The 14,230-nt window shown below is 74.5% G+C and carries 12 protein-coding genes and 1 pseudogene; 11 read left to right on the top strand and 2 right to left on the bottom strand.

The features are described from left to right. Positions 1-318: 318 nt before the first annotated feature. The 4 genes from IEW07_RS15555 (at position 319) to IEW07_RS15540 (ending at position 5,347) form a co-directional block, all read left to right on the top strand. Positions 319-795, top strand: coding sequence for a potassium channel family protein (locus tag IEW07_RS15555; protein ID WP_229741897.1), 477 nt, complete (start codon positions 319-321; stop codon positions 793-795). A gap of 57 nt (positions 796-852) precedes the next feature. Beyond that, complete coding sequence (locus IEW07_RS15550; protein ID WP_188538871.1) at positions 853-1,773, top strand: NADP-dependent oxidoreductase; 921 nt, start codon at positions 853-855, stop codon at positions 1,771-1,773. A gap of 77 nt (positions 1,774-1,850) precedes the next feature. Continuing rightward, complete coding sequence (locus IEW07_RS15545; protein ID WP_188538870.1) at positions 1,851-3,662, top strand: dynamin family protein; 1,812 nt, start codon at positions 1,851-1,853, stop codon at positions 3,660-3,662. Continuing rightward, the gene (locus tag IEW07_RS15540) at positions 3,659-5,347 is read left to right on the top strand and encodes a GTPase (RefSeq protein ID WP_188538868.1); all 1,689 of its coding nucleotides are present in this window, start codon (positions 3,659-3,661) and stop codon (positions 5,345-5,347) included. The genes IEW07_RS15545 and IEW07_RS15540 overlap by 4 nt, the downstream gene beginning before the upstream one ends. Positions 5,348-5,366: 19 nt before the next feature. Here IEW07_RS15540 and IEW07_RS15535 read toward each other — a convergent pair whose 3' ends face one another. After that, a complete protein-coding gene (locus IEW07_RS15535; protein WP_268235538.1) occupies positions 5,367-6,179 on the bottom strand; it encodes an IclR family transcriptional regulator in 813 nt (270 codons plus the stop codon). A 150-nt stretch (positions 6,180-6,329) separates the two neighbouring features. Between IEW07_RS15535 and leuC the strand changes: the two genes are divergently transcribed. From leuC to IEW07_RS15505, 6 genes are all read left to right on the top strand, one after another. Then, complete coding sequence (gene leuC, locus IEW07_RS15530) at positions 6,330-7,802, top strand: 3-isopropylmalate dehydratase large subunit (protein WP_188538866.1); 1,473 nt, start codon at positions 6,330-6,332, stop codon at positions 7,800-7,802. A 31-nt stretch (positions 7,803-7,833) separates the two neighbouring features. Then, complete coding sequence (leuD, locus tag IEW07_RS15525) at positions 7,834-8,433, top strand: 3-isopropylmalate dehydratase small subunit (protein ID WP_188538864.1); 600 nt, start codon at positions 7,834-7,836, stop codon at positions 8,431-8,433. A 172-nt stretch (positions 8,434-8,605) separates the two neighbouring features. Beyond that, positions 8,606-9,922 carry a UDP-N-acetylglucosamine 1-carboxyvinyltransferase gene (murA, locus tag IEW07_RS15520; RefSeq protein WP_188538861.1) on the top strand — a complete coding sequence of 439 codons (1,317 nt, stop codon included), beginning with the start codon at positions 8,606-8,608 and terminating at the stop codon, positions 9,920-9,922. 13 nt (positions 9,923-9,935) lie between these two features. Beyond that, a complete protein-coding gene (locus tag IEW07_RS15515; RefSeq protein ID WP_188538859.1) occupies positions 9,936-10,682 on the top strand; it encodes a lysophospholipid acyltransferase family protein in 747 nt (248 codons plus the stop codon). After that, positions 10,679-11,794, top strand: a complete 1,116-nt coding sequence (locus IEW07_RS15510) for an NAD(P)H-dependent glycerol-3-phosphate dehydrogenase (protein ID WP_188538857.1) — start codon at positions 10,679-10,681, stop codon at positions 11,792-11,794. Before IEW07_RS15515 ends, IEW07_RS15510 begins: the two co-directional genes overlap by 4 nt. After that, on the top strand, positions 11,791-12,939 hold the full coding sequence (locus tag IEW07_RS15505) for a D-alanine--D-alanine ligase family protein (protein WP_188538855.1): 1,149 nt from the start codon (positions 11,791-11,793) through the stop codon (positions 12,937-12,939). The genes IEW07_RS15510 and IEW07_RS15505 overlap by 4 nt, the downstream gene beginning before the upstream one ends. A gap of 56 nt (positions 12,940-12,995) precedes the next feature. Here the strand turns inward: IEW07_RS15505 and IEW07_RS15500 are convergent, their stop codons facing one another. After that, positions 12,996-13,292, bottom strand: coding sequence for a hypothetical protein (locus IEW07_RS15500; protein ID WP_188538853.1), 297 nt, complete (start codon positions 13,290-13,292; stop codon positions 12,996-12,998). A 147-nt stretch (positions 13,293-13,439) separates the two neighbouring features. Between IEW07_RS15500 and IEW07_RS15495 the strand changes: the two are divergent. Continuing rightward, positions 13,440-14,159 (top strand): annotated as a pseudogene (locus tag IEW07_RS15495) (SDR family NAD(P)-dependent oxidoreductase); the annotation flags it as partial. Between the last annotated feature and the right edge of the window lie 71 nt (positions 14,160-14,230).

Raw genomic sequence — 14,230 nt, 5'->3', positions numbered from 1 at the left:
TCGGCGTGTCGGTCCTGATCCTGCTGGTGGCGCTGTCCGTGGTGGCGGCCAGCAGGCTGCCCTGCCTCCCGCGGCAGGCTCACGCTCCCGCGGCAGGGTCACGGGGAGGACCTGGCGACGAGGGAACGGGGGCGACGACGTGGACGTGCTGCTGACGGTGCCGGGGGTCGCGGTCGTCCTGCTCGGGCTCCTCGACATGTACCACAGCCTCATGCACCCAGCGGCAAGGGCCCGCTCAGCGCCCGGGTGCTCGCGGCGGTGTGGCGCCTCTCGAGGGCGACCGGGCACCGCCTGGGCCCGGCGGTCGGCCCTGCGGGCATGGTCGCCGTCGTCGTCCTGTGGGTCCTGCTCCAGGGGGCCGGCTGGGCGCTGGTGTACCTGCCCCACGTCCCTGGCGGTTTCGTGCACTCCTCCGGCGTCGATCCCGGCGAGTACCCGGACGCCGCTGAGGCCTTCTACGTCTCACTCGTGACGCTGGCGACCCTGGGCTTCGGGGACGCCGTGCCCACCGACCCGGGGATCCGCCTCGCCTCGCCGCTCGAGGCGCTCACGGGCTTCGCCCTGCTCACCGCCGCCCTGACGTGGTTCACGCAGATCTACCCGCCGCTCGCGCGCCGCCGGTCGCTCGCCCTGGAGCTGAAGAGCCTGGCCGACGTGGACTACGCCGACGGGATCGGGGAGGAGGACCCCACCACGGCGGCCCGGCTGGCGGAGGACTTCCTCGGTGCCCGCGGGACCCCGGCGGAGGTCTTCGCCGCGTACGCCGCGGACCACGGCCGCGAGCCCCGGAGCTGACGCGCCCGACGGGGCCCGGCCGGGAATAGGCCGTGGAGCACCCCGGTTGGGCCCGGCATGAGAGCGCTGACCTACGCCCGCTACGGCGGCCCCGACGTCCTGGAGCTCACCGACCGGCCGCTGCCGAAGGTCCCGCCGGGGTGGGTGCTCGTGCGGGTGAAGAGCGCCGCCGTCAACCCGGTCGACTGGAAGATCATGGCCGGCGGCCTCGACGCCCTCATGGAGGTGCAGTTCCCCGTGGTCCCGGGGTGGGACGTGGCCGGCGTCGTCGAGTCCGTGGGCATCGACGTGCCCGAGTGGTCCCCGGGCGACGAGGTGATCGCCTACGCCCGCACCGACTGGGTGCACGGCGGGACCATGGCCGAGTACGTGGCCCTGCCCTCGCGCCTGCTGGGCCCCAGGCCGGTCTCCGTGGACTGGGACCGGGCCGCGGCCCTCCCGCTGGCCGGCCTCACCGCCTACCAGGTCCTCGGCCGCCTCCAGGTCGCCGCGGACGAGACCGTGCTCGTCCACAACGCCTCCGGCGGCGTCGGCGGGCACGCCGTCCAGCTCGCGGCCGCCCGCGGCGCCCGGGTGATCGGCACCGCCTCGGAGGCCAACCACGACTACCTGCGCGGCCTCGGCGCCGAGCCGGTGGCCTACGGCGAGGGCCTGCCGGAGCGGGTCCGCGCGCTCGCCCCGGAGGGCGTGGACGTCGTCGTCGACCTCGTGGGGGGCGTCGTGGAGCAGACCCTGGCCGTCCTCAAGGAGGGCGGGCGGCACGCCTCGATCGCCGACGACGCGGTGGAGGCCCACGGCGGCACGTGGATGTGGGTGCGCCCCTCCGCCGAGGACCTCGCCCAGGTCGCCGGGCTGGTGGACCGGGGCGTGCTGCGGGTCGAGCTCGCCCGCTCGGTGCCGCTGGAGGAGGCCGCGGAGGCGTACCGGCTCAGCGCGGAGGGCCACGTCCGGGGGAAGATCGCGGTCCGGATCGGCTGACCCGGCCGGCCGGTGCCGCGCCTGCCCGGCCCTGCGTCCTCGTAGGTGCACAGCAGGCTTACTGGCACAATGAGCACGTGACCGACCAGACCGAGATCCTCAGAGCGCTCGAGGAGGCGCGGGCGCTGCTCGCGGCCTCGAGCCTGCCGCTGTCCACGAGCAACGTGCTGCGCGAGCGCGACGACGCCGAGCGCACCGTGGCCCAGCTCGACGACTACGTCCTGCCGAGGGTGCGCTCGCTCGACGCGCCGCTGCTCGCGGTCGTCGGCGGGTCCACCGGGGCGGGCAAGTCCACGCTCGTCAACGCGATCGTGGGCCACCCGGTGACCCGCTCCGGGGCCATCCGCCCGACCACCCGGCAGCCGATCCTCATCCACCACCCGCGCGACACCGAGGCGTTCGCCACGCAGCGGGTGCTGCCGCACCTGAGCCGGATCCACGCGCGGAAGGTCACCCCCGCCGGGTCCACGGCCGCGGACACCGCCTCGCCGCCCGCACTGCCCGGCACCGCCGACGGGCAGGCCCTCGTGCTGCTGGCCGAGCCCCGCATCCCGGAGGGCGTCGCCCTGCTCGACGCCCCCGACGTCGACTCCATCTCCGACGAGAACCGCCGCCTCGCCGGGCAGCTGCTGGCCGCCGCGGACCTGTGGCTGTTCGTCACCACCGCCAACCGGTACGCGGACGCCGTCCCGTGGCGGCTGCTCGTGGAGGCCGCGCAGCGGGACATCACGGTGGCCGTGGTCCTGGACCGGGTCCCGCCGGGGCTCGAGGCCGAGATCGAGGACGACCTGCGGCGGATGCTCGGCGACCAGGGCCTGGGCGACGCCCCGGTCTTCACGGTGCCGGAGTCCCCGCTCAACGAGACCGGCATGCTGCCGCCCCACGTCGTCGCCCCCGTGGTGGACTACCTGGCCGACCTCGGGCGGGACGCCGCGGCCCGCTCGGAGATCGCCCGCCGCACGCTGGGCGGGGCCGTGCGCTCGGTCGCCGACCGCACCGACGCCGCAGGGGACGCGGTCCTCGCCCAGCAGCGCGTGGAGGCCCAGCTGCGCACCGACGTGGAGCGCGCCTTCGACGAGGCGCTGGCCTCCGTGGTGGAGTCCACCCGGGACGGCACGCTGCTGCGCGGGGAGGTGCTGGCCCGGTGGCAGGACTTCGTGGGCACCGGCGAGTTCTTCCGCAACCTGGAGGCCGGGATCGGGCGGGTGCGCGACCGGCTGACCGCGCTGTTCACCGGCCGGCCGGCCCCGGAGGTGCAGGTCGAGGAGGCCATCGAGACCGGCCTGCAGACCGTCGTCGTCGAGGAGGCCGCGCGCGCCGCGGAGACCGCCGAGCGGCGCTGGCAGGCCGAGACGGCCGGGCGGGTGCTGCTGGGCGGCAGCGACCTCGGCTCCCTGCCCCCGGACTTCTCCGAGCGGACCGCCGCGCAGGTGCGGGCCTGGCAGGGCGACCTCATGGAGCTCATCCAGCGGGAGGGCGCCGACAAGCGGACCAAGGCCCGGGCCATGTCCCTGGGCGTCAACGCCCTGACCGTGATCCTCATGATCGGCGTGTTCTCCATGACCGGCGGGCTCACCGGCCTGGAGGTCGGCATCGCCGGCGGCTCCGGCGTGGTCGGCACCAAGCTGCTCGAGGCCGTCTTCGGCGAGGACGCCGTGCGCCGCATGGCCGAGGACGCCCGGCGCAACCTGGAGACCCGCATCCGCGAGCTGATGGACGAGCAGGCGGCGGTGTTCCTGGGCCGCCTCGACGTCCTGGAGGGCCACCCGGAGGCGCACGAGCTCAAGGCCGCGGCCCAGCGCGTCCGCGCCGCCGGCGAGCACCTGGGCGAGCAGCCCGGCGAGCGGCCGGACGCGCAGTCCGGCGGGACCCCGGGGGAGGCCCTGTGAGCCCCGCGCGGCCGGCCACCCCCACCCTGTCCGAGCGGCTCTCCGCCCTCGCGCGGGCCACGGACCTCGCGGAGGGCCGGCTCGACGAGGAGGCCGTGGCCGCGGCCCGCACGGTCCTGGACCGCGCCGCCGAGCGCCGGTCCCTGTCCGCCGACCACACCGTCGTCGGATTCTTCGGGGCCACCGGGTCGGGCAAGTCCACGCTGTTCAACGCCGTGGTGGGCCGGGACATCGCCCGCACGGCGGCGCGCCGTCCCACCACCTCCGAGCCGCTCGCCGCGGTGTGGGGGGAGCCGGGCAGCGCGCCCCTGCTGGACTGGCTCGACGTCGCCCAGCGGCACCACGTCGACACGCCCCTGCCCACCGGGCAGGAGGAGGGCGGGCGCTGGACCCGCGTGAAGGAGCGGTTCACGGGCGGCGCCGCCCCCGAGGGGGCGGGCGGGCTCATCCTGCTCGACCTGCCCGACTTCGACTCCGTGAGCCTGCACCACCGCACCATCGTGCAGCGGCTCGTGGGGATGGTCGACGTCGTGGTGTGGGTCGTGGACCCCCAGAAGTACGCGGACGCGGTCATCCACCAGGAGTTCATCGCGCCCCTGGCCCGCCACGGCGCCGTCACCATGGTGGTGATGAACCAGGTGGACCGGCTCCCGGCCGCCGAGGTCCCCGCCGTCATGCGCTCCCTCGAGGAGCTCGTGGCCCAGGACGGGCTGCCCACCACGGGGCTGTCGAAGCCGGTGGCCGTCTCCGCGGTGACGGGGGAGGGGGTCGAGGCCCTGCGCGCCCGGATCCGGCAGGTCGCGGACTCCAAGGCCGCCGCCGGGGCGCGGCTCGACGCCGACGTCGACGACGCCGCCGCGCTGCTCGCGGAGGCCTCGGGGGACGGCGAGCCGGCCGGGATCACCCGGGACGCCGAGGAGCGGCTCGCCGACGGGCTCGCCCAGGCCGCCAACGTGTCCGGGATCGCCCGCGCCGCCGGGAAGTCCTACACCCTGCACGCGACGGCGCACACCGGGTGGATCGCCACCCGGTGGCTGCAGAAGTTCCGCAAGGACCCCCTGCGCCGGCTCAACCTCGACCGCGGCGACACCGTCAACCCCGAGATCAACCGGACGTCCCTGCCGCCCCTGGGCGCCGCCCAGCGCGCCGCGGCGGACTCCGCCGTGCGCACCTTCGCCCACGACGCCGCGGCCGGCGCCGGCGAGCCCTGGACCCGGTCCGTCCGCCAGGCCGCCCGCACGCACGAGGAGCGGCTGCCGGACGCCCTCGACCAGGCCGTCGCCCGCACCGACTTCCGGGCGCGCAGGACGTCCTGGTGGTGGATCGTCTTCGACGTGCTGCAGTGGATCGCGATGCTCGCCGTGGTCGCGGGGCTGCTGTGGCTGCTCGGGCTGTTCCTGCTCGAGTACTTCCAGATCCCCGTGCCCCCGCCGCCGTACGTCGAGGGGTTCCCCCTGCCGGTGCCCACGCTGCTCGTGCTGGCCGGGGTGGTGCTCGGGCTGTTCCTGGCGCTCACCGGGCGGATCCTGGCCGGCTTCGGCGCGCGGCTGCGGGAGCGCTCGGTGCGGCGGAGGCTGCGCGCCTCGGTCGCCGAGGCGGGCCGGCGCACCGTCGTCGAGCCCGTGGAGGCCGAGCTCGGCGCCTTCGACGCCTTCCGGGAGGCCCTGGCCCGGCTGAGGGGCTGACGGGCCGGGCCCGGCCGTCCTACTGGGCGGCGGCCCGCACCGCCTCGGTGAGCTGGCGGGCGGCCTGCACCACGACCTCCGCGTGCAGCCGCCCGGGCTGTCGGGTGAGCCGCTCGATGGGCCCGGAGATCGACACCGCCGCGATCACGCGGCCCGACGGCCCCCGGACCGGGGCCGAGACGGAGGCGATCCCGGGCTCGCGCTCGCCCAGGGACTGGGCCCACCCGCGGCGGCGCACCCCGGCCAGGACCGTGGCCGAGAACCGGGCGTGCCGCAGGCCCTCCAGCAGGCGGTCGTGGTCCTCCCAGGCCACGAGCACCTGGGCGGCGGAGCCCGCCTTCATCGACAGCTGCGTGCCCACCGGGATCGTGTCCCGCAGGCCGATGGGCCGCTCGGCGGAGGCGACGCACACGCGCCACTCGCCCTGCCGGCGGAAGATCTGCGCGGACTCGCCCGTGGCGTCCCGCAGCTGGACCAGGACGGGTCCGGCGGCCGCGATCAGCCGGTCCTCGCCGGCGGCCGAGGCCAGCTCCACGAGCCGGGAGCCGAGCACGAACCGGCCCTGGATGTCCCGGCCCACGAAGCGGTGGTGGGCCAGCGCCACGGCCAGGCGGTGGACCGTGGGCCGGGCCAGCCCGGTGGCGCCGACCAGCTGGGCCAGGCTCGCCGGGCCCGCCTCCAGGGCGTCCAGGATCATCGAGGCCTTGTCCACCACGCCCACGCCGCTGGCCGTGGGCGCCGCGTGCACGTCCAGGCCCTCGCCGCTCCCGAACCCTCCGAGGGGGGTGCCCAGGGGCGCGCCGGAGGGGTCCATGTGTCCAGATGTGTCCATGACTTGATACTGCCGTCTCAGAATGTGAGAAGCAAGCGGAAAAGCTGGCCCCGGTGCAACCCGGGCGCGGACCATGGAAGCACGACGTTCCACGAGCCGCTCCCGCGAGCCGCTCAGACCCCGCCAGCAGGCAGCACGGAAGGATCCGCCATGCCGGACATCCAGCCCACGACCCCCTCCCCGACCTCCGCCGCGCCCTCGGCGGCCCCCGGCCGGACCCTCGCCGAGAAGGTCTGGGACGACCACCTCGTGCGCAAGGGGGAGGACGGGCAGCCGGACCTTCTCTACATCGACCTGCACCTGGTCCACGAGGTCACCTCGCCGCAGGCCTTCGAGGGGCTGCGCCTGGCGGGCCGGAAGCTGCGGCGGCCGGACCTGACCATCGCCACCGAGGACCACAACACCCCGACGCAGGACATCTTCGCCCGCATCGCTGACGACACCTCCCGCAAGCAGATCGAGACGCTGCGCGCCAACTGCGCCGAGTTCGGCGTGCGCCTGCACTCCCTGGGCGACGCCGAGCAGGGCATCGTCCACGTGGTGGGCCCGCAGCTGGGCCTCACCCAGCCGGGCATGACCGTGGTCTGCGGCGACTCCCACACCTCCACCCACGGCGCCTTCGGCGCCCTGGCCTTCGGCATCGGCACCTCCGAGGTCGAGCACGTCATGGCCACCCAGACGCTGCCGCTGGCGCCGTTCCGGACGATGGCCATCAACGTCGAGGGCACCCTGCGCCCGGGCGTGGGCGCGAAGGACATCATCCTGGCCGTCATCGCCAAGATCGGCACCGGCGGCGGCCAGGGCTACGTACTGGAGTACCGAGGCTCCGCCATCCGGTCCCTGTCGATGGAGGCGCGGATGACCATCTGCAACATGTCCATCGAGGCCGGTGCCCGCGCCGGCATGATCGCCCCGGACGAGACCACCTTCGAGTACGTGAAGGGCCGCCCGCACGCCCCGGAGGGCGCCGACTGGGACGCCGCCGTCGAGTACTGGCGGACCCTGCGCACCGACGACGACGCGGTCTTCGACACCGAGGTCTTCCTCGACGCCGACCAGCTCGAGCCCTTCGTCACCTGGGGCACCAACCCCGGCCAGGGCGTCCCGCTGTCCCAGGCCGTCCCCGACCCCGAGGACCTGGGCGACGAGAACGACAAGGCCAACGCCCGCCGGGCCCTGGAGTACATGGGCCTGGAGGCCGGCACGCCCATGAAGGAGATCCCGGTGGACACCGTGTTCCTGGGCTCCTGCACCAACTCCCGGATCGAGGACCTGCGCGCCGCCGCGCAGGTCGTCAAGGGCCGCACCAAGGCCGAGAACGTCCGGATGATGGTCGTCCCCGGCTCCGCGAAGGTCCGGCTGCAGGCCGAGGCCGAGGGCCTGGACCGGGTGTTCAAGGAGTTCGGGGCGGACTGGCGCTTCGCCGGCTGCTCCATGTGCCTGGGCATGAACCCGGACCAGCTGGCCCCGGGGGAGCGGTGCGCGTCGACGTCGAACCGCAACTTCGAGGGCCGCCAGGGCAAGGGCGGGCGCACCCACCTCGTCTCGCCCGTCGTCGCCGCGGCCACCGCGGTGCGCGGCACCCTGTCCTCCCCGTCCGACCTCGAGCCCGCCGGCGCCTGACCCGACGCTCCTCACCCAGGAAGGCCCTCCCATGGAGAAGTTCACCACCCACCGGGGCGTCGGCGTCCCGCTGAAGCAGTCCAACGTGGACACCGACCAGATCATCCCCGCCGTCTACCTCAAGCGGATCACCAAGACCGGCTTCGAGGACGCGCTCTTCGCCGGCTGGCGCAAGAACGAGGACTTCGTGCTCAACCAGGAGCCCTACCGCCACGGCTCCGTGCTCGTGGCCGGCGCGGACTTCGGCACCGGCTCCTCCCGCGAGCACGCGGTCTGGGCGCTGCGCGACTACGGCTTCAAGGTCGTGATCTCCTCGCGCTTCGCCGACATCTTCCGCGGCAACTCGGGCAAGCAGGGCCTGCTGGCCGCCCAGGTGGACCAGTCCGACGTCGAGCTGCTGTGGAAGCTGCTCGAGGAGCGCCCGGGCACCGAGATCGAGGTCGACCTCGAGGCCCGCACGGTGACGTGCGACACGGTGACCGTGCCGTTCCAGATCGACGACTACACCCGCTGGCGGCTCATGGAGGGCCTCGACGACATCGGCCTGACCCTCCAGCACGAGGCGGAGATCACCGCGTACGAGGCGCGCCGTCCCGCGTTCAAGCCGACCACGCTGCCCGCCCGCACCTGATCCCGGCCCCGGCCCGCCCCGGCCCGGCGCAGCCTCCGCGGCTGCGCCGGGCCGTGCGCTGTCCGGGGCCGCCGCGCCGCCCGCCGTGTGCAGGGGCACCCGGCGGGGAACCTACACTGTACGGGTGCCGCTCCCGCTCGGGGGGTGGACGGCAACAGCAGATCGGAAGTTCATGAGCAGCGCACTGCACATCACGGGCGGGGTCCCTCTCTCCGGGCAGGTCACCGTGCGAGGTGCCAAGAACCTCGTCCCGAAGGCCATGGTGGCCGCCCTCCTGGGGTCGACGCCCTCCGTCCTCGCCAACGTTCCGGAGATCAAGGACGTCGAGGTCGTCACCAACTTGCTGTCCCTGCACGGCGTGGACGTCGCCCGCGAGGACGGCCGGCTCAGCCTCGACCCCTCCAACGTCACCACCGCCCGGCACGCGGACATCGACGCCCACGCCGGCGACTCGCGCATCCCGATCCTGCTGTGCGGACCGCTGCTGCACGCCATCGGGGAGGCGTTCATCCCCGACCTCGGGGGATGCAAGATCGGCGACCGCCCCATCAACTACCACCTCGACGTGCTGCGCCACTTCGGCGCCCGCGTGGAGAAGCTCGAGTCCGGCATCCGGATGAGCGCCCCCCACGGGCTGCAGGGCGCGAAGGTCGAGCTGCCCTACCCCTCGGTCGGCGCCACCGAGCAGGTGCTGCTCACCGCGACCCGCGCCGAGGGCCACACCGAGCTGCGCGGCGCGGCCACCGAGCCCGAGATCATGGACCTCATCGCGATCCTGCAGAAGATGGGCGCGATCATCACGGTCCAGACCGACCGTGTGATCCGCATCGAGGGCGTCCCCGAGCTGACGGGCTACAAGCACCGGGCCATGCCGGACCGGATCGAGGCGGCCTCCTGGGGGTCCGCCGCGCTCGCCACCGGCGGCGACATCTTCGTGGCCGGCGCCCGGCAGTCCGACATGATGACCTACCTCAACACCTTCCGGAAGGTCGGCGGCGGCCTGGACATCACCGAGGACGGCATCCGGTTCTACCACCCCGGCGGGGACCTCAACCCCCTCATCGTGGAGACCGACGTCCACCCCGGCTTCATGACCGACTGGCAGCAGCCGCTCGTCGTCGCGCTCACCCAGGCCACGGGCGTGTCTATCGTCCACGAGACCGTCTACGAGAACCGCTTCGGCTTCACCGGCGCGCTCAACCGGATGGGCGCCTCCATCCAGCTGCACCGCGAGTGCCTGGGCTCCGTGCCGTGCCGCTTCGGCCAGCGCAACTTCGTGCACTCCGCCGTGATCTCCGGCTCCACCCCGCTGCGGGCCGCGGACATCAACGTCCCCGACCTGCGCGGCGGCTTCTCGCACCTGATCGCCGCGATGGCGGCCGAGGGCACGTCGCACGTGACCGGCGTGGAGCTCATCAAGCGCGGCTACGAGCACTTCACGGACAAGCTGACCGGGCTCGGGGCGTCCTTCGACCTCGACGGCGAGTGAGCCGGGACCGCCGATGAGCCGCACCGCCGACCGCCCCCTCTTCCGCGTCCTGGCCGGGATCGTCAAGCCGTGCTACGGGCTCGTCGCCCGGTTCCGCTGGACGGGGGAGGAGCACCTCCCCGCGGAGGGCGGGTTCATCGTGGTGCCCAACCACCTGACCGAGCTGGACCCCCTCACGGTCGCCTGGACCCTCTACGACAACGGCATCATGCCGCGCTTCCTCGCCAAGGAGCCGCTCTTCCGCGCCCCCGTGGTCGGAGCGGTGCTGCGCGCCACCGGGCAGGTCCCCGTCCTGCGCGGCACCGCCGACGCCGCCGCGGCCCTCACAGCCGCCCGGGCCGAGCTCGACTCCGGCGGGGCGATCGTCATCTACCCCGAGGGCACCCTCACCGCGGACCCCCGGCAGTGGCCCATGACCGGGCACACGGGCGCGGCCCGGCTGGCCCTGGCCACCGGTGTGCCCGTGATCCCGATGGCGCACTGGGGGGACCAGCGGATCCTCGGCAAGGACGCCTCCGGCCGGCGCCGGTTCCGGCTCTTCCCGCGCCAGGAAGTGCGCGTGCGGATCGGCCCGCCGGTCGACCTGTCCCCGTGGCGCGACGACGCCCCGGACCTCACCCACCCCGTGGGCCCGGACCGGCACCGGCTCGAGGACGCCACCGACGCGATCATGCACGCCGTCGCGGCCGAGCTCGCCGTGCTGCGCGGGGAGGACGCCCCGGAGCGGCTCTGGGACCGCCGACGAGGAGGCCGCCCGTGAGCGCCCCCGCCGCCGCGCCGGCGCGCCCCCTGCCCCCGGCCGGGCCCCGGAAGGTCGCCGTCCTCGGCGCCGGGTCCTGGGGCACCACCTTCGCGAAGGTCCTCGCCGACAGCGCCCGCGAGTCGGCCCACGCCGCGGCGGGCCCGCTGGACCGCACCGTGGTGCTGTGGGGCCGCGACGCCGCGGCGATGGACCACGCCGCACGGACCCACGTCAACGACCGCTACGTCCCCGGGATCCGCCTGCCCGAGCGGCTCGTGATCACCTCGAACCTCGCCGCCGCCGTCACCGGGGCGGCCCTCGTGGTCCTCGCCGTGCCCGCCCAGTCCCTGCGCTCGCAGCTGCCCGCCGTGGCCGAGCACCTCGGGCGCGACGCCGTGGTGCTCTCCCTGGCCAAGGGCCTCGAGCAGGGCACGGGGCTGCGGATGAGCGAGGTCGTCGCCGAGGAGCTCGGCCGCGCCACCGGCCTGGGCCCGGAGCACTGGCAGGCGCGCACCTGCGTGCTCTCCGGCCCGAACCTGGCCATGGAGATCGCCGAGGAGCAGCCCACCGCCTCCGTCGTGGCCGCCCCCGACGCGGAGCTCGCCACCTGGGTGGCGCGCGCCTGCCGCACCGGCTACTTCCGCCCGTACACGAACACCGACGTGGTGGGCACCGAGATCGGCGGCGTGGTCAAGAACGTCATCGCCCTGAGCGTGGGCATCGCCGACGGCCGCCACTTCGGGGAGAACTCAAAGGCGTCCATCATCACCCGCGGCCTGGCCGAGACCACCCGGCTGGCCCTCGCCCTGGGCGGGAAGCTCGAGACCCTCTCCGGCCTGGCCGGGATGGGCGACCTCGTGGCCACCTGTTCCTCGCCGCTGTCCCGCAACCGCACCGCGGGGCGGCTGCTGGGCCTGGGCAAGTCCCTCGCCGAGGTGCAGGAGGAGATGACGCAGACGGCCGAGGGGATCAAGTCCGCCCCGGCCGTGCTGGCCCTCGCCCGCCGGCACGACGTCGACATGCCCATCACGGAGGCCGTGGTGGCGATCCTGCAGGAGAAGATCGACGTCGACGACCTGGCCCCGCTGCTGCTGGGCCGCGAACTCAAATCGGAAGGGACCGACTCATGACCCCCCGCGACACCCCGGTCCAGGACGCCCCCGCCCGGCCCTGCGTCGCCGTCCTGTTCGGCGGCCGCTCCAGCGAGCACTCCATCTCCCTGATCACCGCCCGCGGCGTGCTGCAGGCCATCGACCGGCAGCGGTGGGACGTCGTGACCGTGGGCATCTCCACCACCGGCGAGTGGTTCCTGTACCCCCAGGACGAGCTCGAGGCGCTGCTCGAGGAGAACCCCATCGCCGAGCTGCCCGTCGGCGAGGAGCTCGTGAGCCTGCCCCTGAAGGTGGGGGAGAGCGAGCTGATCGTGCGCCGGGACGGGCCCTGCGGCGAGACCGTCACCCGCGACCGGCACGTCGACGTGGTCCTGCCCCTGCTCCACGGCCCCTTCGGGGAGGACGGGACCCTGCAGGGCCTGCTCGAGCTCGCCGACCTGCGCTACGTGGGCTGCGGCGTGACGGCCTCCGCCGTGGGCATGGACAAGCACTTCATGAAGCTCGCCTTCGAGGCCGCCGGCCTGGAGGTCGGGCCCTACACCGTGGTCACCGACCGCCAGTGGGCGCTCGACCCCGCCGGCGTGCGCGAGCGCATCGCCGGCCTGGGCTTCCCCGTCTTCGTGAAGCCCGCCCGGGCCGGGTCCTCCTTCGGGATCACGAAGGTGGACGAGCCCGAGGGCCTCGACGCCGCGATCCGCACCGCCCGGGAGTTCGACCGCAAGCTCGTGGTGGAGGCCGGGATCCAGGGCCGGGAGATCGAGTGCGCCGTCCTCCAGGGCCGCGGCACCGACCCCGCCCGCACGTCCATGCCGGGGGAGATCGAGATCGTGGACGAGCACGCGTTCTACGACTTCGAGGCCAAGTACCTCTCGCAGGCCTCCGCGCGGCTCAGCTGCCCCGCGGACCTCCCGCAGGAGGCGACCGACGCGATCCGCGCCGGCGCCGTCACCGCGTTCGAGTCGCTCGACGGCGAGGGCCTGTGCCGCGCCGACTTCTTCTACACCCCCGACGGGCGCGTGGTGATCAACGAGGTCAACACCATGCCCGGGTTCACGCCCATCTCGATGTACCCGCGGATGTGGGCCGAGTCCGGCCTCGACTACGGGGAGCTGATCGACGAGCTGCTCACCCTCGCGCTGGAGCGGCCGGTCGGCCTGCGCTGAGCGAGGGGCACGAGCACGGCACGACGAGCACGGCACGACGACGGCACGCCGGCTGCTCAGCGGGCGGGCCCCGGCTCCTCGCCGCCGGCCTCGCGCCGCATGAGGTCGGTGGTGAACGGCGCCCAGAGCTGGAACCGGTGGTCCAGGAGCGCGTTGGCGGCCTGCGCCAGGAGGTCGCGCTCGGCGGGCGAGAGCCTCAGACAGCGGTAGAGGTAGGCCTCCACCTCGAGGGGGCCGAGGGCCCCGCCGAGGCCGGCGTAGTGCGACCACAGCCGCCGGGGCGGGATCCCTGCCCGCTCGAGGGCCCGGTGCAGCAGGCGGGCCTGCTCGTGGCCCAGTGCGTCGTCGTTCATCGCCGTCTCTTCCGGGCAAAGGATCGGTGGTGCCGGGGCGCGCTCAAAGGAGCTTTCCCGCGGTCCGGCGCCGGGCCGCGGGCCTGCTTGCCAGACACGGTAGGACGGCGGCCCCGGGATGACAAGAGGGGTCGTCGCGGCGCGGCCATGTGTCCTCCACCGTGTCCTCTACGGACGATGCTCCTGCATGGATCCTTGCCGCCCGCGCCCCGGTCGGTGATCCTTTCAGCACGGCGGGGTCCGGGACGGACCCCCGGGGCGGCGCGGGGGTCCGGGATGGGACGTGTGGAGGGGAAGGTGGCGCTGGTCACCGGCGCGGCGCGGGGCATCGGGGCGGCCATCGCCGTCCAGCTCGTCGAGGAGGGCGCCCGGGTGATGCTGGCGGACGTGCTGCCGGAGACGGACGTCCGGCCGGCGCTGGGCAGCCACGCCGAACGGGTGCACCTGGACGTCACCGACGCCGGGGGCTGGGCCCGCGCCGTCGCCGCGACCGAGGAGGCCTTCGGCGGGCTGGACGTCCTCGTCAACAACGCCGGGATCGTGGACTTCGCCGGCGTCGCCGACTGCTCGCGGGAGTCCTGGGACCGGGTGCTGGCCGTGAACCTCACCGGGGTGCTCCTCGGGATCCAGGCGGTGGTGCCCGTCATGCGCGCCCGCGGGGGAGGGTCGGTCGTGAACATCTCCTCCATCGCGGGGCTACGGGGCTACGAGCGGCTCGCGGCCTACACGGCCGCCAAGTTCGGCGTGCGCGGGCTCACGAAGGCCGCGGCCCTGGACCTCGCGCCGGACGGCGTCCGGGTCAACTCGGTCCACCCCGGGTTCATCAGCACGCCGATGACCGAGGGCCTGAGCCCCGACGTCGACCACGTCGCCCTGGCCCGCGCGGGCCGCCCGGAGGAGGTCGCGGCCATGGTGCTGTACCTGGCCCTCCGAGGAGT

The sequence above is a fragment of the Kocuria dechangensis genome, assembly GCF_014636775.1.
GTDB classification, from domain to species: Bacteria; Actinomycetota; Actinomycetes; order Actinomycetales; family Micrococcaceae; genus Kocuria; species Kocuria dechangensis.
The sequence above is the reverse complement of the archived record's forward strand: the minus strand, read 5'-3'. Positions and strand labels throughout refer to the sequence as shown.